Raw genomic sequence first — 24,476 nt, 5'->3', positions numbered from 1 at the left:
GCGCTACACCCTGACGGCTACACCCGGATCCGACCTGATGTTCGTCCTGTCAGTAGTTCGGTGTCGAGCATCTCGACGATCGGGACGCCGGATCCGGACGGCGACATCAGGAGCGCACCGGCGCGTCGGCCCTTCTCTTCCTGGGGCTGGCGCACCGTTGTCAGCGATTCGCGCAGCGCCTCGTCGACGCCGTCGAATCCGGTGATCGACAGTTGGCCAGGTACATCGATGCCCTGCCAGCGCGCCCAGTCCAAGGCGCCGAGAGCCAGCACGTCGGTGGTGCAGACCAGTGCGGTGATCTCAGGGTTGGTCGCGAGAGCTTCCGCCGCCGCCGAGTGCCCGGACTGCGATGTGTGGACGTACCGCTCGATCACCGTGAGTGAGAGTGGGTCCATGTCGGCCGCCACCATCGCGTCGCGCACGCCTTCGATCCGCTCACGCTGGACGTGGAAGTGCGGGGACTTGAGTCGTTCCTGGCTGACCACGCCGTCCATCCGGTCGCGCCCCAGCCTCATGCAGAGCACGCCGATGTCGCGGTGTCCGAGACCGATGAGGTAATCGGCGACCTTGCGCATGGCAGCGCGGTCGTCGATGCCCACGAGAGACGCACCGGGGATCTCACGAGGCTGGTCGCACACGACGATCGGAATGTGACGCTCGAGCACGGCAGCGAGATACGGATCGTCGTCGGCCACGGAGTAGACGACAAAGCCGTCGACACCCGCCTGCTGGACCACGGCTGCAGCATCCACCTCGTCGCGGCCAGGCCCGGCCGGGATGAGCAGCAAGCCCTGGCCGGCGTCCTCACACGATTCCGAGAGACCGGCAAGGAAGCTCATGGCGGCCGGGTCACGGAACGAATAACTGAGTGCTTCGGTGAGCAGAAGACCGACGGCGCCGGCTTTGCGAGTTCGCAAGGAGCGGGCGACCGGATCGGGTCCGGGATATCCGCGTCGCTTGGCCGCTTGGAGCACTCGATCCCGTAGCTCGACGGAGAGCTGATCGGGTCGGTTGTACGCGTTCGAGACTGTAGTTCTCGACACATTGAGCTCGGCGGCAAGCGACGCCAAAGTGGCTTGACGGCGTGGCTGACGGGACCGGGGCATAAACGGACGTTAGCCGTAGTGCCCGCAGACGGCGCGTTGGGGCTGAACCGAAGGTGAACTACCAGCGACTATGCGCTAATGTGTAACGGTAACGGTTTCCAATAGCATTTAGCCCAGCCTTTGTTCAGGAGAAAAGCACGTGCGTTCGTCGTCGAAATTCCGCACCGCCACCGCCCTCGCGGCCGTCTCGGTCGCCGCAGCATTCGCGCTCACCGCGTGCAGCTCAACCTCCTCGAAGGACGACGGCATCACCGTCGTCGCATCGACGAACGTGTGGGGCGACGTCGCGCAGGCCGTCGCCGGCGACAAGCTGACCGTGACGTCGATCATCAACGAACCGTCCGCGGACCCGCACTCGTTCGAGGCGACGCCCGCCGATGCCGCCAAGATCACCGACGCATCGCTCGTCGTCTACAACGGTGGCGGCTACGACCAGTTCATCACCGACGTCCTCGACGCAGGCAAGGGCGAGCAGAAGACGGTCAACGCCTACAACCTGCTCGACGGCGGCATCCACGCCGGCGAAACCGCGGGCGAATCGCATGACGGTCACACCCACGGCGCAGTCAACGAACACGTCTGGTTCGACATCCCGACCGTCGACGCCGTCGCACATTCGGTTGCCGATCAGCTGAGCGCTCTCGATCCGGACAACGCGGCGACCTACGAGGACAATGCGAAGGCATACAGCCAGAAGCTCGCAGGCGTCACCGCGATCACCGATTCCATCGCCGCTGCCCACGCGGGCGCACCGGTGGCTCAGACCGAGCCGATCGCGCACTACCTCCTGGTCGCAGCTGAACTGAAGGACGCAACTCCCGAGGAGTTCACCAGTGCCATCGAAGACGGCAACGATCCGTCACCCGCCGCAATCGCCGCAACCCGGCAACTCCTCTCGGAGAAGCAGGCCCGCGCACTGGTCTACAACATCCAGACGCAGGACAAAGTGACCCAGGACATGCGCACCACAGCCGAAACCGCCGGAGTGCCCGTCGTCGAGGTTACGGAGACTCTCCCCGAGGGCCTGGACTACATTCAGTGGCAGACGCAGACCGCGGAGTCGCTCGCAAACGCCCTCTCTGCCCAGTAATTATTTGCCCCACCATTTCCGAGAAGAACCGATCGGCTTGTGACAGAAACTTCCGCGAATACTCCTGTGCCTCCGGGTAACACCGTGCCTTCAGGAAACACCGTGCCTTCAGGTAACACCGTGCCCGCTGTGACGCTGAAGGGTGCTCGATTGTCTTTCGGCGCCCGCACCCTCTGGGACGGACTCGACCTCGAGGTACAGCCAGGTGAGTTCATCGCCGTACTCGGACCGAACGGGTCGGGCAAGACCTCGCTCCTGAAGATTCTGCTGGGCCAACTGCAACTCAGCGGCGGTAGCGCACAGATCGTCGGCACGCCGGCACGGGCCGGGAATTCACACGTCGGGTACATCCCGCAGCAGAAATCCATCGACGACGGCCTCCCGCTCCGCGGCCGCGACCTGGTCGGCCTCGGCGTCGACGGTCACCAGTGGGGTACGGGGTTACTGCGTCGGGGTCGTCGCCGCAAGATCGTCGACGACGCCATCGCACAGGTCAGTGCCCAGTCGTTTGCCGACGCTCCTATCGGTTCCATGTCCGGCGGCGAGCAGCAGCGACTGCGGATCGCGCAGGCTTTGGTCGGCGACCCGCGGATCCTGCTGTGCGACGAGCCGCTACTCAGCCTCGACCTCGCCAACCAGCACCTGGTCTCGACGCTGATCGACAAGCGTCGGCGCAGCCATGACACCGCGGTGCTGTTCGTGACGCACGAGATCAATCCGATCCTGCCGTTGGTGGATCGAGTGCTCTATCTGGTGGACGGCAAATTCCGGATCGGGACGCCGGCCGAAGTGATGACGTCCGAGGTTCTCTCGGATCTGTACAACACCGACGTCGAAGTGTTGCAGGTTCGTGGCCGTCTCGTCGTGATCGGCACCGGAGACGCCATCGACGCACTCGGCAGCGCCGGCGGACTACGCCCGGGAGAAGGCGTTCACCATTCTGATGAGGATCACCACCAGTGAGTAACAAGTTCACCGACGCGATGTCGCGGATGTTCGACGTGTCCGCCACCGTCGATCTACTGCAGTACGACTTCGTCCAACAGGCGTTAATCGCCGGTGCCATCCTCGGATTGCTGGCAGGCATCATCGGTCCGCTCATCGTGAGTCGTCAGATGTCGTTCTCGGTGCACGGCACGAGCGAGTTGTCACTGACCGGCGCATCGGCCGCACTTCTCGTCGGTGTGGGCGTCGGCTTCGGTGCCATCGTCGGTTCGGTCGTCGCCGCGGTGCTGTTCGGACTGCTGGGAGCGAAAGCGCGGGACCGGGATTCGGTGATCGGCGTGATCATGGCTTTCGGTCTCGGCCTGTCGGTGTTGTTCCTGTGGGCATACGACGGTCGCACGGGAACCAGCTTCTCACTGCTGGTCGGACAGATCGTGGCGCCGGGAAACAGTGGTCTCGAACTTCTGCTGCTGTGCGCGGTCATCGTGATCGGCACACTCGGATTCATCTACCGCCCTTTGCTGTTCGCGAGCACCGACCCCGAAGTTGCTGCAGCTCGCGGTGTTCCGGTTCGGGCACTGTCGATCGTGTTCGCCGTGTTGGTCGGCATCACCGCAGCACTGGGCGTGCAGATCGTCGGCGCGCTGCTGGTGATGTCGCTGCTGATCACCCCCGCAGCGGCCGCCGCGTACGTCACGGCAAGCCCACTCAAGGCCACGATCCTCTCCGTCGTGTTCGCCGAACTGGCAGCCGTCGGCGGCATCCTTCTCTCGCTGGCACCCGGCGTTCCCGTCTCGAGTTTCGTCACCTCGGTCTCGTTCGTGATCTACCTGATATGCCGACTCTTCGGATCCGCACGTCGCAAGAATGCCGGACGGATTCCGGCGCACGCCTGAACACCGAGAGCCACGCATATCTCGAAGCTCATGTACCTAGAATCGAGGTATGGGCTACAGCGTTGATCTGAACAGCGACCTCGGCGAGGGCTTCGGAGCCTGGACCCTGGGCGACGACGACGCCATGCTCGAACTTGTCACCAGCGCGAACATCGCCTGCGGATTCCATGCCGGGGACCCGACAACGCTGTGGGCGACTTGCGAATCCGCAGCCACCCGCGGCGTGCGGATCGGCGCGCAGGTGGGTTACCGAGACCTCGCCGGTTTCGGGAGACGCTTCATCGACATGTCCCCGAAGGACCTCACCGCCGACGTCATTTATCAAATAGGAGCGCTCGACGGTTTGGCTCGTGTCTCCGGATCGCGGGTCACGTACGTCAAACCCCACGGCGCGCTTTACAACGCAATAGTCCATCACCGTCGGCAAGCACGGGCGGTCGTCGCCGCTGTCGTCGCCTACGACAGTTCGCTACCCGTTCTCGGACTACCGGGTTCGGTGTTTCTGGAAGAGGCTCGAGAGGCCGGCCTCGAGATCGTCGCCGAGGCTTTTGCCGATCGCGCGTACACGGCGGAAGGCACCCTGGTTCCCCGCACCGAGTCCGGCGCCGTTCTGCACGACCCGACGCTGGTTGCAGAACGGGTTCGGCGAATGGTCGTCGACGGCGAGTTGGACGCAGTCGACGGAAGCACGGTGAAAGTCGCCGCAGCATCGGTGTGCGTCCACGGTGACAGCCCGGCAGCTGTCGACATGGCCGCAGCGATCCGCGCTCTCCTCGAATCCTCCGACGTCGAGATCACGCCCTTCACATGATCACGATCCTGCCAGCCGGTGAATCCGCAGTCCTCGTCGAATACGACGAACGGCCGAGCGTGCTGGGCAACTTCAGGGCTCTCGACGCCAGTCGGATCCCCGGAGTGATCGACCTGATTCCCGCGGCGCGAACCATATTGATCGAGTACGACAACGCGATCACCGGACACAAACTCGTGGAGAAATGGGTCCGTGGGGCAGTACCGATCGAACTCACAGCAGATGAGAGTGGGCCTGCTGTCGAGATTCCGGTCCGCTACGACGGCGCCGATCTCGTAGAGGTGGGCAAGCTGACCGGACTCGGGGTCGACGGTGTGATCGATGCTCACACGGCTGCGTCGTGGACCGTCGCGTTCATCGGTTTCGCCCCTGGCTTCGCATATCTGACCAGCAACGAGAGAAAGCTCGAGGTTCCACGTCGATCGGACCCGCGCAGGCAGGTCCCGGCTGGTGCAGTCGGGTTGGCCGGACCGTTCTCGGGCGTCTACCCGCGCAGTTCCCCGGGCGGCTGGCAGTTGATCGGAACGACGGAACTGTCGGTGTGGGATGCCGAGCGTCGACCGCCGGCATTGCTTCTACCCGGCACCACAGTCACCTTTGTCCGTGCATGATTTTGGTGCAAGCATGATTTTGGTGTCTTCACCGCGTTGTTGCGGGAGAATGGATTCATGGCCTGGCTCGAGGTAGTGCGTACCGGCCCGCTCGCCACAGTTCAGGACCGCGGGCGGACGGGCTACGGCGCCCTCGGGGTCGGCAGATCCGGCGCCGTCGACATGGTCTCGCACGACAGCGCTAACAGACTCGTAGGCAACACTTTTCGAGCAGCAACCATCGAAGTCACCACTGGGGGTTTCGCTATGCGGGCCGTCGGTTCGATGACGGTGGCAGCAACAGGCGCGCGGGTGCCGCTGACCGTCGACGGACAGCCGGCACCTGACTACGCGAGCATCCACCTTGGCGGTGGCAGCATTCTCGAATTGGGTTACAGCACAACCGGGTTGAGAACGTATATCTCTGCACGCGGTGGCGTCGACGTCCCGCAGGTACTCGGCAGCAGATCCACCGACACACTCTCCGGACTCGGGCCTCCGCCGCTCGCCGCCGGCGATCTACTCCTCCTCGGGGCCGAAGAAGGAACGTGGCCCACCGAAGAATTGATTCCACCGCCGGCACCTGCGCTCGGCCCAGTTCCGATCGAGATCACGCTCGGCCCCCGAAATTCCTGGTTCACCGCCGCATCCGTTCACGCGCTCCTTCACACCACATGGAAAGTCACCGAACACACCAACCGAGTCGGCGTCCGGTTGCAGGGGCAGGGGCCTTTGCATCGCTCTCGCACCGAGGAACTGCCGAGCGAAGGCGTCGTGATGGGATCCATCCAGGTGCCGCCGGGCGGACAGCCCGTCGTGTTTCTGGCCGACCATCCCGTGACCGGCGGATACCCGGTCATCGCTGTAGTGTCCGACGCGGGGATTGCGTCGTTGGCACAGTTGCGGCCCGGCAGCACCATTACCTTGAAGGCCACTACTCGGCCGTCCTAGCGCTGATAGTCTCAGCCGCGCCAGCTATGCGGCCGGCGGCGCTCGGCCGTCGCCAGAACCTGAAGGACTGTCACACTATGAGCCCTAAGAGCAGCACACTTGCTCTCGGAATAGCGTCACTGATCACTGCTGCACTCGTCCTGTCCGGATGCAGCAGTTCGGAAAGCGGAGACGCAGTCTCCAGTGATACCACCGCCTCCGAAAGTTCTGCATCTTCGCCGTCTGCCGCTGCCGCGACGCCAACCTTGCGGGACGGGACACCGTTCATCGGTGAACGGACGACGATCGAAACCGGCGACGACCCCGAAGCGCCGAGCATCAGCGTCAGCCTCCCGCCGAGCTGGACTCACGGCGAGAACATCCCTGCCGGCGTTACGGATGCGTTGTCCAGCAACAGCCAGGAACCCAGCGGTTTCATGCCCAACACCACGGTGACGGTCGAAAACCAAGGCACCGCAACAAAAGACGAGGTTCTTGCCGCTGCGCGTGAAACCATCGCCACCCTCGACGGATGGACCGAGGTGAAGTACACCGAGATCGACGTCGACGGACAGCAGGGGTTCCGCCTCTCCGGAACCTGGACAGCGCCAAACCTGGACGTTCCGCTCTACGCCGTCATGACAGTCGTTGCTTACCAAGCCGACGACAACTCGCCGGTCTACTTGGTCAGCTTTGCAAACCAGTTCACCGACACGACGAACATGCAGACCTCCAACCAGGTGGAAGAAATCAATACCTCCATCGAATTCGGCTGAGCGCCTAAAGATTTGAACACCTGATCACCGAACGACCGCGGCGGGCCGAGACTTCGACAGTCTCGGCCCGCCGTATCACAATTCTCGGCTAACTCGAGCCGAACAGGCCGCTGAGGGAACCCAGGCCACCGCTCAACGAGCCGAGCGATCCGGTTCCGCCACCGGTTCCAGGGTTCGTTCCGGGGTTCGTGCCGGGGTTGGTTCCGGGATCAGTACCAGGATCCGTACCTGGGCCGGTCGGATCCGTTGCCTGCACCACGATGGTGGGACCCATTTCAGGGAAGCTGGCGCTGGTTCCGGCCCCACCACCCATGAGTGTCGCGCCGACAGTCAACCCGCTGCCGTAGGTACCCGGATCACACTTCACGACATAGCTGGTCTTCATCGTTATCGGGTTCTTGCCGTTGTTGTACCACCCGCTACTTGTGAAGACCTTCGTGGTTGCGGTCGACTGCGAGGTATTCGGGGATTCCACCGTTTCCTTGATGGCACCTCCCAAACCTGGGAGGCCACCCATGACCTTCGAAATCTTTGCCGAGCCCGGCACGAACTCGAGACAGCCGGCATGGATCTCGGTCAGCCGGTTGACGTACCCTTCGAGCCCGCTCTTGCTCGAAACGGTCGTGTAGGTGATCGTGTCGCCGACCTTCGGGGAAGCATTGTCCACGGTGCGAGTAAATGTGTAGGCACCAGAAGTTGCGGTCTCGGCAGTCGCGACTCCCGCGCCCAGCGCGCTTGCACCCACAGCAAGAGCGATCACCCCCAAGCCAGCTCCGACGGTGGACAGACCACGATTCCTGGATCCAAACTTTGCCACGAATAATCTCCACTCTTAGTGGTTCCAGGACAACCGAATTCGTTGATTACTGGAACTTGTTGCAACCCGACTCTCGAAGTACGATACAGTCGACCTGGACATTCGCCCAGCTTTTCGCCGAATTGATCGCCAATCAGTTAACAGCAGGCAATCAAGATCGAAAAAGTCCTCTCAATTCGGACTTTTCCGCAAATTCTGCCGAACTGACACATAGGCAAGCGTCCGATAGGTTTCAATGGTTACCACGGCGCAACCTTTGAAGAGTCATCCCATCGCCGTCAGCGTGAACCCCTCGAACGGAGAATTTCATGTCACGTTTTTCAATGCGTAAAACACTCACCGGAGTAGCAATCGCTGCGCTTGCAACCAGCGGACTTCTCATCAGCACCGGCGCTGCGCACGCAGATACCGCGCACCCGAAGACCAGCACCGTGACTTCGAACCAGGTCACGATCACCAAGAGCGTCGTGGGCGACGGAGAAGTGGCGCCCGGCGGGAAATTGACTGTCCGCACCACAGTTTCGGCCAACGGCCATCCGGACTTCTTCGTCAACAAATTCGTGGACCGCTTTCCGGCCGGATACACATACATCAAGGACAGCGCCTCGATCGATTCCTGGCACTTTCTCGGGCTGACTCAGAAAACCGAGAAGGTCTCCCCCACCGTCGACAATGCGGCGCGCACCGTCACCATCCCCGATGCGGGTTGGAATGTCTCGATCACCGGCAGCAAGACGGTCACTTTCGAGGTGAGCTACCTGGTTCCGGACAACGCACAACCGGGAACTTACGTCGAGCTCCCCAGCTCCATCGGCATCTCGCTGTGGGGCACCGACCAGAACATCAGCGGCGTCTACGCCAAGATCCGTGCCAAGAACCCCGGCGAGGCGGCCGCATCGGGCTCTGCAGATCTGGGCTTCGGCTCTTCTGACGGCGAGGGAGGAACCGGTTCGGCCGGCTCCTCCATCCTGGACAACCCGGCCGGCTTCATCTCAGACATCATCAGCGGTGTCCTGGCCAACGGCAGCTGATTCACCCGCTCCACCAAGAACACTCCGTCGGGGAATGTGATCGAGGGTGGCATCGAATCTTCGGACTCGGTGCCACCCTCGAACTTTTGTCGCGATCGCACTCCGTCGCGCTCTGCATCGAACAACCAAATAGGAAAGCATTACCTAAGTCATTCGCGGTATGATCCATCGATGAGTTCCACAGGATTTCCGTACTGGGCTGTGCCGGCGGGCCGGTACGTACCGCTCCCCTTCGCCATGACGACGTCCACCATCGGGCGCGATCAGAAGCGGGTGTGGCGCGAGATCCGCCATCCCGAACATGAACTCCTGTGGGGCGCTTCCGGAGAGATGAGCGCGTATATCGACGACGTTCGTTGGCAGATCCCACCGACGGTCGGCATGTGGATTCCGGCTGGAACTCCACGCCGCATCACGCTCGGCGCATCCACCGAGGCACGCTTCACCTACTTCCGGCCCGAGTCGTTTCCCCACCCGTGGACCAAACCCGCGATCATCGGCATAGACGACGTGGTCAAGACGATGCTCATCCATCTGCACCAGCGAAACATGCCGACCGAAGCTCGCTTGCGGGCAGAATCAGTAGTCTTCGACACCCTCGCACCCATCGAGGCGGCCGATGTCGCGGTGCCGATGCCCGCCGATCCCCGGGCCCTCGCCGTTGCACGCCGCTTGATCGCCGACCCCGCCGATCAACGCGGGCTTGCCGATTGGGCCTATGTGGTCGGTGGAAGCCCCCGCACCCTGAGCCGCGTGTTCTCTCAGGGCACGGGGATGTCCTTCACCGAGTGGAGAATTCAAGTTCGCGTCCGCGCCGCGATGTCCTATCTCGCTGCGGGCGTTCCCGTTTCGACGGTGAGCCGTCGCGTCGGATACGAAACCCCCAGCGCCTTCACCAGCGTGTTCCGCAAGGTCACCGGACGGACACCGAAGAACTATTACTCGGACGCGTGCGAATTGTCAGCCTAACTGGTCAGAACCCGTTCATCTTCGAGACCAGTTCGGCGAAGGCATATTTGACGCTCAGCGACGTGGGTGAGGCCAAGGCCATGACTCGTGCCAGACCGAGCTGCTGAATCAGCCTGCCGTCCTTGACTGCCGGCAGGTCGGCAAACAACTTGTCCCCCATCAACCCGGGGAGCCCCTGACCACTCGCGTCGTTGAGCACGATCACGTCCGCGTCCAGTTCGTTGTACTGTTCGCGCGATGCAGTCACCGATCCCTGGGTGTCGCCGCACAGCTCGGCGCTTCCGGCCGACTGCTTCAGTCCGAGCTGGGACATCAGGATGACTCTGCCGTCGTCAGCGCAGTAGTTGGTGAGGCCGTCGATGTTTCCCGACAGGAAGGTCAGGGTTTTCCCGTTCAGATTCGGGGAACCCGCAGCCAGGTCGGCGATGGAATCGTCGGTTTCCTCGATCAGCTCAGCCGCCCGCTTCGGTTGTCCGAGTACTGAACCGATGGTCGACAACTGCTCCTGCCACGTAGTCGCCCATGCGGTCTCCTTGAACGGAATCGTGGGTGCGATCTGAGAAAGACGTGCATAGTCGTCTTCGGTGATTCCCGAGACCACCGCGATGATCACGTCCGGCTCCAACGCCAGGATCTGCTCGAACGGCACACCGGAAGTGCTGTCGAGCAACGTGGGTTCGACATCGCCCAACAATTCTTCGTCCCAGGGCAGGATTCCGTTCTCCAAGCCTGCCCCACTGAACGACTCCATGGCGACGGGCGTCTTGCCCAGTGCGAGGACCGAATCCTGGCTGTTCCAACCGATGGTCACGATCCGCTGAGGTTCGGTCTCGATGGTGGTCGAGCCGTACGCATGATCAACGGTAACGGGCAGCGCGCCGGCCTCGGCCAACTGCGTCACGTCCTCCGACGCTGTTGACTCGGTGCTGCTCTGGCATCCTGCGAGCAGGGCAATTGCGGCCACCGCAGCCATTATTCGGATAGTGCTTTTCATCTTCTGTCAGCTCTCTTCGCAAACGTACTTTGTTTCGACCAAGCAGGTATATCGAGACCTGATCCCGGTAATGGGGTCTCGATGCTCCATCTGTCCGCTGCCGCGTAGCCCTTGGCATCTGCGAGCACTTTCCGCACTCACACCGGCTCTACCGTAGAACTGCACAACGAGTGTTCAGATCTGGGCGAGGAGTTTCACGAGTGTCAGCGCTGCCCGAAACTCGTACCGGTCCTATCGAGATGATCAAGATCGGATCGTTCTCCTCCGGACGCGGACCGCGGTTGGTCGCAGCCGTCGCAGGGCAGGCGTCGTATCAGGTAGCTCAGGCCCTCATTCCGGTGCTGATCGGCACCGTCGTCGACCGGGCAATCGGAAAGTCCGACAGCACAGCCCTTCTCGTGTGGCTTGCGGTGCTGTGTGCTCTGTTCGTCGGACTTGCTCTGTCGTGGCGCATCGCGGTTCGCCTGAACACACAGGTCTTCGTCTACGGCGAACACGACCTACGACTGAATGCAGCCAGACGGGTACTCGACGCCAGGGGCATGAAAGCTCAGCGTTCGACGGGTGAAGTTCTCACCATCTCCACCTCGGATGCCTCACACGTCTCGGGCTTTTCCTGGGTTGTCGCCGAGCAGGGCTCGGCTTTCGCAGGGCTCGCCGCGGCAGTGATTTCGCTTGCCTTCGTCTCCTGGCCCCTCGCGCTGATCGTCGTTCTCATCACGGCTGCGCAACTCGCTTTCATCCACAAGATCAGCGGTCCGCTGGACGAGCGCGTGTATGCAGAGCAGAAGAAGGCAGCCGAGGCAGGAACGCTGGCAACGGATTTCACGCTGGGCCTGCGGGTATTGAAAGGTTTCGGGGCCGAACCCACCGCACTGTCGCGCTACGTGCACGCAAGCCGCGAATCCATGAAGGCAGCGATCCGGACGGTCCGAGCGATGTCCAGCCTGACCGCGCTGAATTCCGGGGTCTCGGCGTTGGTACTGGCGTCGGTCGCCTTGGGGGCGGCGTGGATGGCGCATCAAGGCACGATCACCGTGGGCAACTTCGTCACCGTGGTCGGACTGAGCAGGGTGATTGCCGGGCCGATGGAAACGCTGGGATTCTTCGGTGCCGAACTCGCCGCAAAGCGAGGCTCCGCGCGCAGACTGTCCGAACTGCTGGCCGAGCCACACCTGATCGAATCGCTGCACTCCACGGCCGCGATCGACTCCGACAGAAGTGAAGACGCCCTGCTGATTTCGACCGACAACGGAACGGTCGTCTCGGCTCGCCGCGGAGAAGTGGTGGGCGTGCGCGCTGACGATTCCGCTCACCGACTGGCACTGCAACTCGCCTTTCAGACGCCGCTGGGCCGCAACCGATATTTCGTATTCGGCACCGATGCAACACAACTCGGTCCGGACGCAGTTCGCGATCAGGTGTTCGTCTCCGCCCATGAAGGAACCGTGTTCACCGGTACCGTCTTCGACAATCTGGCAGCACCGAGCGTCGACTCGTCGGCAATGACGTCATCGGCGCTCGACGACGTGTTGACACATCTGCCCGACGGCCACCACTCCGAGGTCGGTGAGCAGGGAAAGAAGCTCTCCGGAGGTCAGCGCCAACGACTACTACTCGCCCGCGCTCTCCATCAACCGCAGCCGATCCTGGTCCTTCACGAACCCACCACTTCCGTGGATTCTGTCACCGAGCATCGAATTGCACACTCGCTGAGAAACTTTCCCGACAAGGCCATACTGGTGATCACCTCGAGTCCGACCTTGCTCCATTCGTGTGACCGTGTCGTCACGATCGACGACGACGCTCGGGAAGGAGACTCACAGTGACCGATACCCTTCCGGATGCATCTGTTGTTCCGCCTGCATCTGCCCTGCCGATCGCGTCGACCAAGCAGACCGTCCGCGCATTGATGGCACTGCTTCGGCCACGTAGGCGAGCGCTCGCACTCACGACCGTCGTACTTCTCTCCGCCACAGCCTGCGGATTGTCCACCCCGGCGTTGCTCGGACTCATGGTCGATGCGGTCACAGAGGGCAAACCATTTGCCGCGCTCCTGCGCATCACCGCGTTCATGCTCGGTGCAGCGGCGGCCGGAGTTGCGCTGACCTGGTGGAGCACACAGCTTCTCGCGAATGTCGCGCAGAACGTGCTGGCCGATCTTCGGGAAGACGTGTTCGCCGCTACGCTCGCGCAACCGTCGTCGCTGGTCGAGGATGCCGGAACCGGTGATCTGATTTCTCGGGTCTCGGGTGATGTCGAAGCGGTCAACACTGTCATCGCCCGGGTACTGCCCGCAACGGTGTCTGCCCTGTTCATGATTTCATTGACGCTTGTCGGCGTGGGAGTGATCGATTGGCGCTTCACCGTAGCAATCGTTGCCGTTGCGCCGATTCATTACTTCTCTCTCCGACATTTCCTCCGACGCTCCGGACCCGTCTACCGACGCTCTCGCGCCGCGCAGGCCAGGCGAGGGCAGCAGCTCATCGAAACCCTCGGTGGCGCAGGCACTGTCACTGCCCTGCGGAGAACTGACGAGCACATCGGCAGAATCGCCGCGACCTCCGAGCATGCCATCAGCTTCGACATGCAGGCAGTTCGATTGCGTACCAACTTCTTCGCCCAACTCAACGGCGCCGAACTGCTCGGACTCGCTGCGGTCCTGAGCGTCGGCTACTGGCTCGTGACCACGGGATCGGTGTCCATCGGGGCCGCTACCGCCGCTGCCCTCTACTTCCACAGTCTGTTCAGCCCCATCGCGGTATTTCTCTCGAACATCGACGAATTGCAGGATGCGGGTGCCAGCCTGGCTCGCCTGATCGGCGTCACCGCGATGCCGGGGCGTCCCGCGAGCATTCCTGTCTCGGCTCGGTCCGAACCCATCGGCGTCGAGGTGGACCGGGTTTCGTACTCGTACGACCAGTCCACCCCGGTGATCGATTCGATCTCGATCTCGATTGCACCGGGGGAACGAATCGCCGTCGTCGGCAGCAGTGGTGCCGGAAAAACCACACTCGCCAAACTGATTGCGGGAATCATTCCCGTCGGGAACGGGCGAATCACCGTCGACGGCACACCGATTGACGACCTGAGTGACGCCGAACTTCGACACAAAGTCGTCCTGGTCAGCCAGGAAGTTCACGTATTCGTCGGGACGATCGCCGACGATCTCCGGTTGTGTGCACCAGATTCGGACGACGCGAAGATCGTCGAAGCCGTCGAAGGAATGAAAGCTCAATGGATTCACGAGCTTCCGGACGGGCTCGAGACCAGGGTCGGGGCCGGCGGGTACCAGTTGACGGCGGCGCAGGCACAGCACATAGCCCTCGTCCGACTGGCTCTGCTCGATCCGCCAGTCGTGATCCTCGACGAGGCGACCGCCGAAGCCGGAACCACCGCAGCAGGTCTTCTCGATCAGGCAGCCGAGCTTGCGGTCAGCGGCAGGACTGCCGTGGTGATAGCGCACCGCCTGAGCCAAGCAGTCCGCGCCGATCGGATACTCGTCATGAGCGGTGGCCGCGTAGTCGAGAGCGGGACACATGACGAACTGATCGGCGCGGACGGTTCCTACGCTGCGCTCTGGGAAGCCTGGTCGGTACGGAGCTAGATGCCCGCCAGGCTCACCTGAAAGCCGTTACAACTCAGCTGCTACGACGCCTGCGGGCGATGTCCGCCAGGACGACTCCGGCGGCAACCGAGGCGTTGAGCGACTCGACCGGACCGGCCATCGGAATGGACAGGATCGCGTCGCAGTTCTCGCGGACGAGGCGCGAAAGGCCCTTGCCCTCGGAACCGACAACGATCACCACGGGACCGCTGCCGTCGAAATCGTCGAGGGTCGTGTCACCTTCGGCGTCGAGACCGACGACCTGAACACCCTTCGACGCCCAGTCCTTGAGCGTACGAGTGAGGTTGGTGGCCCGAGCGATCGGCAGACGAGCGGCAGCACCGGCGCTGGTACGCCAAGCGACAGCACTCACGCTCGCGCTGCGACGCTCCGGAATCACGACGCCGTGTCCACCGAAAGCTGCGACCGAGCGCACAACGGCACCCAGGTTGCGGGGATCGGTGATGTTGTCCAGCGCGACGAGCAGCGGCGGCTCGGCATGCTTGCGTGCCTCGGACAGAAGATCGTCCGGGTGCGCGTAGCGGTACGGCGGAACCTGCAGGGCGATGCCCTGGTGAAGACCGTTGGCGCTGAGGCGATCCAGATCGGTGCGGGGCACCTCGAGAATGGAGATGCCGGCGTCCGCAGCGAGCTGAACGGATTCCTTCAGTCGATCGTCGCTCTCGGTGCCGACGGCGACCCACAGTGCCGTCGCCGGAACGCCGGCGCGTAGGCACTCGACCACCGGGTTGCGTCCGAGCACTGTTTCGGGACCGTCGAGAACCTTGCGGCCCGGACCCGGACGGCCACCGCGGCCCTGCTTCTCGTCGGCACGTGCGGCGCGCGCTGCACGCTTTGCCGCGGGATGCTTGGTGCGTGCCTCGGCGGGCGGCGTAGCGCCACGCCCTTCGAGACCTCGACGGTGCTTACCGCCGGAACCGGCAACCTGGCCCTTCTTGGTGCCGCCCTTACGGACTGCGCCGCGCCTGCTCGAGTTTCCAGCCATTGTTACTGCCCTGCCTTAAGGGACCATTCGGGTCCGTCGGGAGTATCGGTTACTTCGATACCCGCCTTGATGAGGCGATCGCGGACCTCGTCCGCCACCGCCCAGTTCTTTTCCGTACGTGCCTGCTGCCGACGATCGAGATCGGCCCGCACCAACACGTCCAAAGCTTCCATTGCCGTCTCGGTGTCGCCACCGGACTGCGTCCAATGCTCGTCGAGTGGGTCGACGCCCAGGATCGCGAGCATGGCCCGCACCTGACCGGCAGCCACCCGAGCCGCGTCGAGATCACCGGCAGCGAGCGCGGAATTACCTTCGCTCGCCTTGCCGTGAATCTCGGCCAACGCGATCGGCACCGACAAGTCGTTGTCGAGAGCCGCCGCGAAACCTTCGGTCCACGTGCCGAGTTCGACGCCACCCGCACGCTTGTGTGTGCGCAGGACGAACGACTCCAGCCCCTGGTAGGACTTCGCGCTTTCGTCCAACGCCTCGTCCGAGTACTCGAGATTGGAACGGTAGTGCGCACTACCGAGGTAGTACCGAAGTTCTTGCGGACGAACCTTCTTGAGCACGTTCGGCACCGAGAGAACATTGCCCAACGACTTGGACATCTTCTCGCCACTCATCGTGACCCAGCCGTTGTGCAACCAGTACTGAGCGAAATCGTCGCCGGCACACTTGGCCTGCGCAATTTCGTTCTCGTGGTGCGGGAAGACGAGATCGCGTCCACCACAATGGATGTCGAATGCCGCCCCGAGGTAGAACTCCGCCATGGCCGAGCACTCGAGGTGCCAGCCCGGACGGCCGGGTCCCCACGGTGTCGGCCACGAGGGCTCACCGGGCTTCACGGCCTTCCAGAGTGTGAAGTCGCGAGGATCACGCTTTCCCTCGGCGGCACTCTCGCCCTGATGAACGTCGTCGAGTTTGTGGCCGGACAGCGCGCCGTACTCGGGATAGCTCTGCACGTCGAAGTAGACGTCGCCGCCCGCCGCGTACGCGTGACCGTTCTCGATCAGGCGTTCCATCATCTCGACCATCTGCGTCACGTGACCGGTGGCCCGTGGCTCGATGGACGGCGGCAGCACACCCAGTTGGTCGTAGGCCCACGTGAACGAACGCTCGAACGTCGTCGCCCACTCCCACCAAGGTCGACCGGCGTCGGCGGCCTTGTTGAGAATCTTGTCGTCGATGTCCGTCACGTTGCGCACGAAGGCAACGTCGTTGCCGTGCGCCAACAGCCAGCGTCGCAGCACGTCGAAAGCGACGCCGCTGCGAACGTGTCCGATGTGAGGATCACCCTGAACTGTCGCCCCACACAGGTACACCGATGCATGTCCGGGGGCCAACGGAACAAAATCCCGAAGGGCCCGCGTACCGGTGTCGTATAGGCGCAGGGTCACGACCAGCGATCTTACCTGTCGTGTTCGGTTGTCATGACCAACGCGGTGGCCATGGCGGCGATCCCCTCGCCGCGACCGGTCAAGCCGAGGCCGTCCGTAGTGGTCGCGGACACCGAAACAGGTGCGCCGAGGATGTCCGAGAGCACCCTCTGTGCCTCGTCGCGTCGCGGCCCGATCTTCGGCCGGTTGCCGATGACCTGTACCGCTGCGTTGCCGACGGTGAACTGGTTCTCTTCGAGCAGTCTGCGAACCTCGGCAAGCATTCGAGCGCCGCTCACGCCGTCCCATTCGGGCCTGCCGGTGCCGAAAACCGAACCGAGGTCACCGAGGCCCGCCGCAGAGAGCAACGCGTCACACAGAGCGTGGACGGCTACGTCGCCGTCCGAATGGCCCGAGCACCCGTCTGCTTCCTCGAACAGCAACCCGGCCATCCAGCAAGGACGACCGACCTCGATGGGATGAACATCCGTGCCGAGACCGACGCGCATCTAATTTCCGTCCTGTGAATCCGCGCTCAACTCTGTCTCCGAGCTCAGGAGCGCCCGTGCCAGGACCAGGTCGAGCGGAGTGGTGATCTTGAAGGCGAGAGCATCGCCGGGAATCGTCTGTACCGAGACACCGAGACGCTCGACCAGAGCGGCGTCGTCGGTCGCGGCGACGTCACCGGCTTCGTACGCACTGCGCAGGACGTCGGTGGAGAAGCCCTGAGGAGTTTGCACCGCACGCAACTCCGAACGCAGAGGCGTACCGGTGACTGCGCCGAGCACGTCGACCGACTTGATCGTGTCGGTAACCGGGAGTACCGGGATGACCGCGGAGCTGCCCGCTCGGAGGGTGTCGACGACGCGCGCGATCAACTCCGGCGGTGTCAATGCCCGCGCAGCGTCGTGCACGAGAACAAAATCTGCATCGCCTGCCGCACTGAGGCCGGCACGAACCGAATCGGTTCTTTCGTCACCACCGCCGACGACGTCGACGTCCGCTGCACGACCGAGGTCGGCTACGACGGATTCGACCAGTTCAGGCGGCACAATGACAACAACGCGGTCGATCGCCCCGGATTTCCGGAGTCCATCGACCGCGCGTGCAAGCATGGTGCACCCACCGAGTTCGACAAATGCCTTGGGCACTTTCTCACCCAATCGCACTCCCCGACCTGCGGCAGGTACCAGGGCTACTACTGCCACTGTCAGCTTTGTTGAGTTGCAGTCAGGACGCGGCCGCGAGGACCTCGTCGAGAATGGTCTCTGCCTTCTCGGTGTCAGTGCCCTCGGCGAGCGCGAGCTCTCCGACGAGAATCTGACGAGCCTTGGCGAGCATGCGCTTCTCACCAGCGGAAAGTCCGCGGTCCTGCTCACGACGCCACAGGTCACGTACAACTTCTGCAACCTTGTTCACGTCACCTGAGGCAAGCTTCTCGAGATTTGCCTTGTATCGACGAGACCAGTTGGTGGGCTCTTCGGTGTGCGGTGCTCGCAGAACCTGGAAAACCTTGTCGAGGCCTTCTTGGCCGACCACGTCACGAACTCCGACGTACTCTGCGTTGTCTGCAGGAACCCGTACTGTGAGATCGCCTTGAGCGACCTTCAGAACCAGGTATTCCTTCTGCTCACCCTTGATGGTGCGGGTTTCGATAGCTTCGATCAGCGCCGCACCGTGATGGGGGTATACGACGGTGTCTCCGACCTTGAAAATCATGTGTCCCGTGCCCCTTTCGATTCCACTAGTTTAACACGTGAAAGAACCGACCACTCATCAACTGTGCAGGTCAGGGGCATCCTTGCTCGAGCGTAGGGGTTGACAGGGCTTGTTGTACGTGCATTCAACTGGTCTGGAGCACCCCTGCGTAACCGACTGAAAGCCCACGCAGACAACCGTTGTGGCTACCCGACGGCCAGCCCGCGGGACCTTATCTACTACTCTGCCTAGTGGAGTGCGAACCTGACGCCGTGGAGGACAAATCGTGACTGCTATCCGTAAGCCGACTCGTCGAGTCGCTACCGCCATTGCACTGGCTGCAGGCGCAGCCATCGCGCTGTCCGCTTGCGGTTCCGGACAGGTGAGCCAGACCGCCGTCCAGCAGGCCGCCGTGAACGGCAACAGCGCCGACCTCGGTGAGATCGCACTGCGCAACGTGCACATCGCTTACCCCTCGTCCGAGGAGTACAGCATCGAGCCGGGCGGCAACGCCGTGCTCGCCTTCAGCATCGTGAACGACAGCGCCGAGACCACGGACAAGCTCGTCAGCATCACCACCGACTACGCAGCACGCGTCGTCGCAGGTGAAGAGGTCGGCGGCCTGACGATCAAGCCGCAGACGTCGCTGCAGGCCGGCCAGTTGCCCGCAGGCGAAGGTGCCGCGACCGAGGCCGAGACCCAGATCAAGAACAACGAAGAGAACGACGACGCACCCGCTGCGCTCACTCTCGTCGTTCTCCAGGACATCAAGGCGGGCGTTCGCCCGGGCCTGACCGTCCCGATCACCTTCAAGTTCGAGAAGGCCGGTTCGGTCACCGTCGACGTGCCTGTCGACGCCGGCCCGCAGCTCGAGCGCAACGAGTCGGACAAGTCGCCTGACGTTGCAGAAGCCGGGCACTGAGCCCCGAATCACCAAGGCGCACATTGCGCTTCGCAGAACAACTTCAGTAATGCACTAGAGGCGGGGTCCATGTCGGACCCCGCCTCTAGTCTGTCCCGGTGGCCAAAGTGAAATCGAACTACCGCTGCTCCGAATGCCAGTCGGTAGTGCCCAAATGGGTCGGTAGATGTCCGGACTGCGATTCGTGGGGCTCGATGACCGAGGTCGCCGTAGTGGCACCCGTCGCCAGCCGCGCCGGCGCCTCACTCGCAAAAGCGGGATCAAGCGCCGTGCTACCGACGACGCCGGCCACACCGTTGACACAGATCGACAGCACCTCGACGCAGGCCAAGCCCACCGGGATCGGCGAGTTGGACCGTGTACTCGGCGGTGGCGTCGTACCTGGTTCGGTGGTTCTGCTCGCCGGAGAACCCGGTGTCGGAAAATCCACGCTACTTCTCGAGGTCGTCTACCGCTGGGCGATGCGCAGCGCGGACGATCGAGCCTTGTACGTCACGGGCGAGGAGTCTGCCGGTCAGGTTCGACTTCGGGCAGACCGCACCAACTCTGTCCACGAACGGATGTATCTGGCGGCAGAATCCGATCTCGCGACCATTCTCGGCCACATCGAGCAGGTCAAGCCGACCCTGGTCATCGTCGACTCGGTACAGACCATGCTTGCTGCCGACGTCGACGGAGTCGTCGGCGGCGTGACTCAGGTCAAGGCCGTCACCAGCGCCCTGACCTCCCTGGCAAAGGCCAGCGGGATCCCGGTGCTTCTGATCGGCCACGTCACCAAGGACGGCGCCGTCGCCGGTCCGCGCTCGCTCGAGCATCTCGTGGACGTGGTTCTGCACTTCGAAGGTGACAAGCACTCCACCCTGCGCATGGTCCGCGGCGTCAAGAACAGATTCGGTGCGGCCGACGAAGTGGGATGCTTCGAACTCAGCGAGCAGGGCATCAACGAGATCAGCGATCCGTCCGGCCTGTTCCTGCATCACCGTGAAGAAGCCGTGGAAGGCACTGCAGTCACAGTGATGATGGACGGTAAGCGACCTCTACTCGGTGAAGTTCAGGCCCTCGTCGCCGCCACGCCTCTACCGACACCTCGCCGAGCCGTCAGCGGGCTCGACACCGCCCGTGTGGCCATGGTTCTGGCCGTGTTGGAGCGCCGCGTCGGAGTGTCGATCTCGAAGGCCGACGTCTACGCCGCGACCGTCGGCGGTATGCGAATGACCGAGCCGGGTGCCGATCTGGCTCTCGCCATAGCGGTCGCTTCCGCGGTGAAAGCCAAACCCGTCCCCAAAGGGCTCGTCATCCTCGGCGAGGTCGGACTCGCCGGAGAGGTTCGACGAGTTGCCGGCGTCAACCGGCGGCTGATCGAAGCTGCCCGATTGGGATTCACCAGCGCCATCGTGCCGGTCGATTCCGGCCCGAACATTCCCGGCATGCGCGTCAACGAAGTAGCGAACCTGGCCGAGGCACTCGCCTATGCCGGATTGATGGGCGGCAAACAAGCCCCGTCTCGCCCCAAGCTCACTCCGGTGAAATGACCGACTTGTGTCCGACTACCGCGTCAGACCGACGAGGTGCCGAACGGAGAAGTCGGTTCGCCGTCCACGAACTCCTTGGTCTTGGCGAAGTGTTCCGGGGTGATGGTCAGGAACAGCCCTCGGGAGGTTCCCACCACCGTGTCCGGATCCGCTGTCGGGCCTTCGACGATCACTGCTTCCGCGCTGGTGTAGACCTTGCGGCGCAAAACCCCGTCGATGCGAGCCCGGAATTCGAGCACCGATCCCAACGGGATCGGTCGGGCGAAGTCGATCTCGAGGTGCCCGGTCACCACCGGCGAGCCGAGAGCCATGCATGCCATGCCCTGAGCCTCGTCGAATGCCGTCGACAGAATGCCGCCGTGAATGACACCCGGACCGCCCTGATACTTCTTGGCGACCTCCAGACGACCGGTCACTTCCAGCCCGTTGCCGGCCCTGAAACTCATCGCCATTCCCGCAGGCTGGTCGTCGCCGCAGCCGAAGCATTTCGACCAGTGCTGAGGCAGCTTCTCGCCGGCGGCCGGAAAGAATTCGGTCGGCTCCGGGAGGGTCAGGTCGTCAGGCAGGGTCCAGGTACTACTCATGGATAGGTAATCTAAACGGGGATCAGTCCGGCGCAGGCATCGGACCCGACCGAAGTGACATCGACCTCAGCAGGGAGTTTCTCAATGATCAGTGCGATGGCGGACACACAGTCGTCGTCGGCATTGCGAGAGACCATCGCCAGGTTGGCGCCGGGTACCGCGCTGCGAGACGGGCTCGAACGCATACTTCGCGGTCGTACCGGCGCGCTGATCGTCCTCGGATACGACGAGGAGATGGAAGCGCTCTGTGACGGCGGATTCAATCTGGACGTGGAGTTCGCCCCGACTCGCTTGCGTGAACTCTCGAAGATGGACGGCGCGGTCGTCCTCTCGACCGACGGCACACGCATCGTGCGTGCCAACGTCCAGCTCGTTCCCGATCACAAGATTCCCACCGTCGAATCCGGTACCAGGCACCGCGCCGCCGAGCGCACGGCAATTCAAACCGGCTATCCCGTGGTCTCGGTCAGCCAGTCGATGTCGATCGTCAGTGTGTACGTCGGCGGTATCCGGCATGTCATCGACGGATCGGCCACCATACTTTCGCGTGCCAACCAGGCCGTCGCCACGCTCGAACGATACAAAGCGCGACTCGACGAAGTGACACGGCAACTGTCGGTCGTCGAGATCGAGGATTTCGTGACCCTGCGCGACGCGTTGACAGTCGTGCAGCGGCTCGAAATGGTTCGCCGTGTGTCGATCGAGATCGAGCAGGACGTCCTCGAGCTCGGCACCGACGGTCGCCAGCTTGCATTGCAGCTCGAGGAACTGGTCGGCGACAACGACATTGCACGCCAACTGATCGTTCGGGACTACCTGGCCGGTCCCGAACCGATCGGCACCGCGGCGATGGACAACGTCCTCGTCGCACTCGATCGCGTCACCGACGCCGACCTCCTCGATCTCACGACACTTGCGCGGGTTCTCGGTTATCCGGGCACGATCGAAGCACTCGACACTCCGATGACCCCTCGCGGATACCGCGTGCTGATGAGGGTGCCTCGATTGCAGTTCCATCAGATCCACCGGTTGGTCGGATCCTTCGGCACTCTTCAGTCGCTGCTGGCCGCTACGGCCGCCGATCTGCAGTCGGTCGAGGGCATCGGCGGGCTGTGGGCCCGTCACATCCGTGAAGGACTTTCCCGGCTCGCGGAAACGTCGATCACCGGATCGTTCAACTAGCGGGCCCGGTCAGGCTCGCTCTCACGCGATGTTGAACGGCTCCGGAGAGCTTCGCAGTGCGCCGAGCTGACCGACAACCGTGTATGCGCCTGCGCCCACCGGATTGCGCTCGGGGTTCTGCGCGGTCGCACACTCGGGGGTCGACGTCGTTGCCGACCAGGCGACCTTGAACGCGGCTTGCTCACCCGGAGCGAGATTGCGCACGTCAGCTGCGGGCTGCGGGTAGCAGTCGACGTTGGACCACAGACGGGTCTTGCCGTCGATGCTGTAGACGAGCACCTGCTGAAGGCCGCCCGCCAGATCTCGATCGCAGGGTGCCGAACCGATGTTGGTGATGACGATCGTGAACGACGGCTCTTCGCCGGGAGCAAAGGTCGCCTTGTCTGCGGTTGCCTTGACTGCCAGCGACGAGTCGGCACACTGACCGGCCGGGACCGGAGCCCCGGTGGTGGTCGACGAAGACGAAGACGACGAAGAAGATCCCGAAGCCTGCGTGCCCGAGCCGCCCGAACCACCGGCAGCACCGCCACCCGAGCCACCGCCACCGTCCGGTGCGTTGGATCCGGAAGGGTTGGGGGTGAAGGAGACGTCTGTTGTCAGCGAGGAACTCGCAGCGGCCGAATCGGCCTCCGGGGTATCACTTCCACCGCCGAAGAGGGCGGACGCCGCCCAGATGATCAACGCCAGCGCAATAACGGCGGCACCAATGGCCAGCGCCCGGCGACGCCAGTAGATCTCAGGGGGCAGTGGTCCATTCGGTTCCAACACGGACTCAACGGTAGTTGGCTCAGGGTCGACTAACCGTCAGCTGAGACGGCGTGTCGGTACCCATTGTCCGGTGCCAGGGATCACTGCCCCGGAAGATCTAACCCTCGACGCTCTCGCCGATGTCGCCGACAGCGCCCTGAACACGCATGTGACCGTCGGACAATGTGTACGTGACGCCGACGATCGCGCACGCACCCTTGTCCACCTTGTCGGCGATGATCCGCGACCTCTGCATGATCAACGAGCCGGTCTCCACGACGTGACGACCTTCGAGTTCGTCGACGGTGGACAAGCCTTCGTTGCGGCCCATCAGGATGGACGGAGCAACGCGCTCGACCACGCTGCGGATGAAGCCGTCGGGAACCGCACCCTTGTCCAGGGCGTCGAGCGTTGCTTTCACGGCACCGCAACCGTCGTGCCCGAGGACGACGATGAGCGGCACGTTGAGCACGTGAACGGCGTACTCGATCGAACCGAGCACCGAATCGTCGAGCACATGACCTGCCGTGCGCACGACGAACATGTCGCCGAGGCCCTGGTCGAAGATGATCTCGGCGGCTACGCGCGAATCACCGCAACCGAACAGCACCGCGGTGGGGTGCTGTGCGTTGACCAGCTTCGCGCGATCGGCGATTCCCTGGCTGGGGTGAATGGACGCGTCGTTGACAAATCGCTCGTTGCCTTCGCGAAGGGACTTCCAAGCGGAAATGGGGCTTGATCGTGGCATTCCCTCATTGTGCACCCGTCGCATTTCGGGCTCTCGCCGGGAAGGTTGCGTAGACGCAAACGGAAGCTCCGCGTCCACATTCACGCCTTGTGATGGCATGCCCGAATTGGAACTTACTT

The 24,476-nt window shown here is 63.1% G+C and carries 25 protein-coding genes; 14 read left to right on the top strand and 11 right to left on the bottom strand.

Translation table 11 applies throughout. The features are described from left to right. Positions 1-17 precede the first annotated feature (17 nt). On the bottom strand, positions 18-1,106 hold the full coding sequence (locus I7X09_RS27280) for a LacI family DNA-binding transcriptional regulator (RefSeq protein ID WP_095970901.1): 1,089 nt from the start codon (positions 1,104-1,106) through the stop codon (positions 18-20). 139 nt (positions 1,107-1,245) lie between these two features. Between I7X09_RS27280 and I7X09_RS27275 the strand changes: the two genes are divergently transcribed. From I7X09_RS27275 to I7X09_RS27245, 7 genes are all read left to right on the top strand, one after another. Further along, on the top strand, positions 1,246-2,196 hold the full coding sequence (locus I7X09_RS27275) for a metal ABC transporter solute-binding protein, Zn/Mn family (RefSeq protein WP_042920537.1): 951 nt from the start codon (positions 1,246-1,248) through the stop codon (positions 2,194-2,196). Positions 2,197-2,298: 102 nt separating this feature from the next. Beyond that, on the top strand, positions 2,299-3,159 hold the full coding sequence (locus I7X09_RS27270) for a metal ABC transporter ATP-binding protein (RefSeq protein ID WP_095971018.1): 861 nt from the start codon (positions 2,299-2,301) through the stop codon (positions 3,157-3,159). Then, positions 3,156-4,037, top strand: a complete 882-nt coding sequence (locus tag I7X09_RS27265) for a metal ABC transporter permease (RefSeq protein ID WP_003945811.1) — start codon at positions 3,156-3,158, stop codon at positions 4,035-4,037. The genes I7X09_RS27270 and I7X09_RS27265 overlap by 4 nt, the downstream gene beginning before the upstream one ends. Positions 4,038-4,086: 49 nt before the next feature. Beyond that, the gene (locus I7X09_RS27260; protein WP_095970899.1) at positions 4,087-4,848 is read left to right on the top strand and encodes a LamB/YcsF family protein; all 762 of its coding nucleotides are present in this window, start codon (positions 4,087-4,089) and stop codon (positions 4,846-4,848) included. Next, complete coding sequence (pxpB, locus tag I7X09_RS27255; protein WP_200314605.1) at positions 4,845-5,459, top strand: 5-oxoprolinase subunit PxpB; 615 nt, start codon at positions 4,845-4,847, stop codon at positions 5,457-5,459. The genes I7X09_RS27260 and pxpB overlap by 4 nt, the downstream gene beginning before the upstream one ends. A 57-nt stretch (positions 5,460-5,516) precedes the next feature. Then, on the top strand, positions 5,517-6,389 hold the full coding sequence (locus tag I7X09_RS27250; protein ID WP_095970897.1) for a biotin-dependent carboxyltransferase family protein: 873 nt from the start codon (positions 5,517-5,519) through the stop codon (positions 6,387-6,389). A gap of 77 nt (positions 6,390-6,466) precedes the next feature. Beyond that, positions 6,467-7,144 (top strand): LpqN/LpqT family lipoprotein, encoded by a 678-nt coding sequence (locus tag I7X09_RS27245; RefSeq protein ID WP_200314604.1) that lies wholly within the window; start codon positions 6,467-6,469, stop codon positions 7,142-7,144. 88 nt (positions 7,145-7,232) lie between these two features. On the opposite strand, the gene I7X09_RS27240 is transcribed toward I7X09_RS27245, so the two are convergent. After that, positions 7,233-7,961, bottom strand: coding sequence for a hypothetical protein (locus tag I7X09_RS27240; RefSeq protein ID WP_234036733.1), 729 nt, complete (start codon positions 7,959-7,961; stop codon positions 7,233-7,235). A 308-nt stretch (positions 7,962-8,269) separates the two neighbouring features. Here I7X09_RS27240 and I7X09_RS27235 point away from each other — a divergent pair, with 308 nt between their 5' ends. Together I7X09_RS27235 and I7X09_RS27230 are read left to right on the top strand one after the other, a co-directional pair. Further along, a complete protein-coding gene (locus I7X09_RS27235; RefSeq protein ID WP_234036732.1) occupies positions 8,270-8,992 on the top strand; it encodes a hypothetical protein in 723 nt (240 codons plus the stop codon). Positions 8,993-9,163: 171 nt separating this feature from the next. Beyond that, positions 9,164-9,961: a helix-turn-helix domain-containing protein gene (locus I7X09_RS27230; RefSeq protein ID WP_020968391.1), complete on the top strand. Its 798-nt coding sequence runs from the start codon at positions 9,164-9,166 to the stop codon at positions 9,959-9,961. A 4-nt stretch (positions 9,962-9,965) separates the two neighbouring features. On the opposite strand, the gene I7X09_RS27225 is transcribed toward I7X09_RS27230, so the two are convergent. Further along, positions 9,966-10,934, bottom strand: a complete 969-nt coding sequence (locus I7X09_RS27225) for an iron-siderophore ABC transporter substrate-binding protein (RefSeq protein ID WP_166810851.1) — start codon at positions 10,932-10,934, stop codon at positions 9,966-9,968. 221 nt (positions 10,935-11,155) lie between these two features. Here I7X09_RS27225 and I7X09_RS27220 point away from each other — a divergent pair, with 221 nt between their 5' ends. Next, positions 11,156-12,784 (top strand): ABC transporter transmembrane domain-containing protein, encoded by a 1,629-nt coding sequence (locus I7X09_RS27220; RefSeq protein WP_200314603.1) that lies wholly within the window; start codon positions 11,156-11,158, stop codon positions 12,782-12,784. Then, positions 12,781-14,562 carry an ABC transporter ATP-binding protein gene (locus tag I7X09_RS27215; protein WP_200314602.1) on the top strand — a complete coding sequence of 594 codons (1,782 nt, stop codon included), beginning with the start codon at positions 12,781-12,783 and terminating at the stop codon, positions 14,560-14,562. Before I7X09_RS27220 ends, I7X09_RS27215 begins: the two co-directional genes overlap by 4 nt. Positions 14,563-14,596: 34 nt before the next feature. Here the strand turns inward: I7X09_RS27215 and rlmB are convergent, their stop codons facing one another. From rlmB to carD, 5 genes are read right to left on the bottom strand one after another with little or no spacing between them, the layout of a single operon-like run. Beyond that, positions 14,597-15,568: a 23S rRNA (guanosine(2251)-2'-O)-methyltransferase RlmB gene (rlmB, locus tag I7X09_RS27210; RefSeq protein WP_003945749.1), complete on the bottom strand. Its 972-nt coding sequence runs from the start codon at positions 15,566-15,568 to the stop codon at positions 14,597-14,599. Positions 15,569-15,570: 2 nt separating this feature from the next. Further along, positions 15,571-16,965 (bottom strand): cysteine--tRNA ligase, encoded by a 1,395-nt coding sequence (gene cysS, locus I7X09_RS27205; RefSeq protein WP_095970890.1) that lies wholly within the window; start codon positions 16,963-16,965, stop codon positions 15,571-15,573. A gap of 11 nt (positions 16,966-16,976) precedes the next feature. Continuing rightward, positions 16,977-17,453, bottom strand: coding sequence for a 2-C-methyl-D-erythritol 2,4-cyclodiphosphate synthase (gene ispF, locus I7X09_RS27200; RefSeq protein ID WP_095970889.1), 477 nt, complete (start codon positions 17,451-17,453; stop codon positions 16,977-16,979). After that, positions 17,454-18,152 carry a 2-C-methyl-D-erythritol 4-phosphate cytidylyltransferase gene (gene ispD, locus I7X09_RS27195; RefSeq protein WP_124568916.1) on the bottom strand — a complete coding sequence of 233 codons (699 nt, stop codon included), beginning with the start codon at positions 18,150-18,152 and terminating at the stop codon, positions 17,454-17,456. Between the two features lie 22 nt (positions 18,153-18,174). Further along, on the bottom strand, positions 18,175-18,663 hold the full coding sequence (carD, locus tag I7X09_RS27190; protein WP_003945666.1) for an RNA polymerase-binding transcription factor CarD: 489 nt from the start codon (positions 18,661-18,663) through the stop codon (positions 18,175-18,177). Between the two features lie 265 nt (positions 18,664-18,928). Between carD and I7X09_RS27185 the strand changes: the two genes are divergently transcribed. Continuing rightward, positions 18,929-19,564: a copper chaperone PCu(A)C gene (locus tag I7X09_RS27185; RefSeq protein WP_095970887.1), complete on the top strand. Its 636-nt coding sequence runs from the start codon at positions 18,929-18,931 to the stop codon at positions 19,562-19,564. Positions 19,565-19,662: 98 nt separating this feature from the next. Further along, positions 19,663-21,096, top strand: a complete 1,434-nt coding sequence (gene radA, locus I7X09_RS27180) for a DNA repair protein RadA (protein ID WP_003945739.1) — start codon at positions 19,663-19,665, stop codon at positions 21,094-21,096. 23 nt (positions 21,097-21,119) lie between these two features. Here the strand turns inward: radA and I7X09_RS27175 are convergent, their stop codons facing one another. After that, on the bottom strand, positions 21,120-21,680 hold the full coding sequence (locus I7X09_RS27175) for a PaaI family thioesterase (protein WP_095970886.1): 561 nt from the start codon (positions 21,678-21,680) through the stop codon (positions 21,120-21,122). 96 nt (positions 21,681-21,776) lie between these two features. Between I7X09_RS27175 and disA the strand changes: the two genes are divergently transcribed. Next, positions 21,777-22,862 carry a DNA integrity scanning diadenylate cyclase DisA gene (gene disA / locus I7X09_RS27170; protein WP_024487741.1) on the top strand — a complete coding sequence of 362 codons (1,086 nt, stop codon included), beginning with the start codon at positions 21,777-21,779 and terminating at the stop codon, positions 22,860-22,862. A 21-nt stretch (positions 22,863-22,883) separates the two neighbouring features. Here disA and I7X09_RS27165 read toward each other — a convergent pair whose 3' ends face one another. Then, positions 22,884-23,630, bottom strand: a complete 747-nt coding sequence (locus I7X09_RS27165) for a DUF4232 domain-containing protein (RefSeq protein WP_095970885.1) — start codon at positions 23,628-23,630, stop codon at positions 22,884-22,886. Between the two features lie 97 nt (positions 23,631-23,727). Next, entirely contained in the window at positions 23,728-24,357 is a 630-nt protein-coding gene (locus I7X09_RS27160; RefSeq protein ID WP_095970884.1) for a carbonic anhydrase, read from the bottom strand. Between the last annotated feature and the right edge of the window lie 119 nt (positions 24,358-24,476).

The organism is Rhodococcus sp. P-2, assembly GCF_016598535.1.
Taxonomy (GTDB): domain Bacteria; phylum Actinomycetota; class Actinomycetes; order Mycobacteriales; family Mycobacteriaceae; genus Rhodococcus_F; species Rhodococcus_F baikonurensis.
This window is presented reverse-complemented; position numbering and strand designations above follow the sequence as displayed.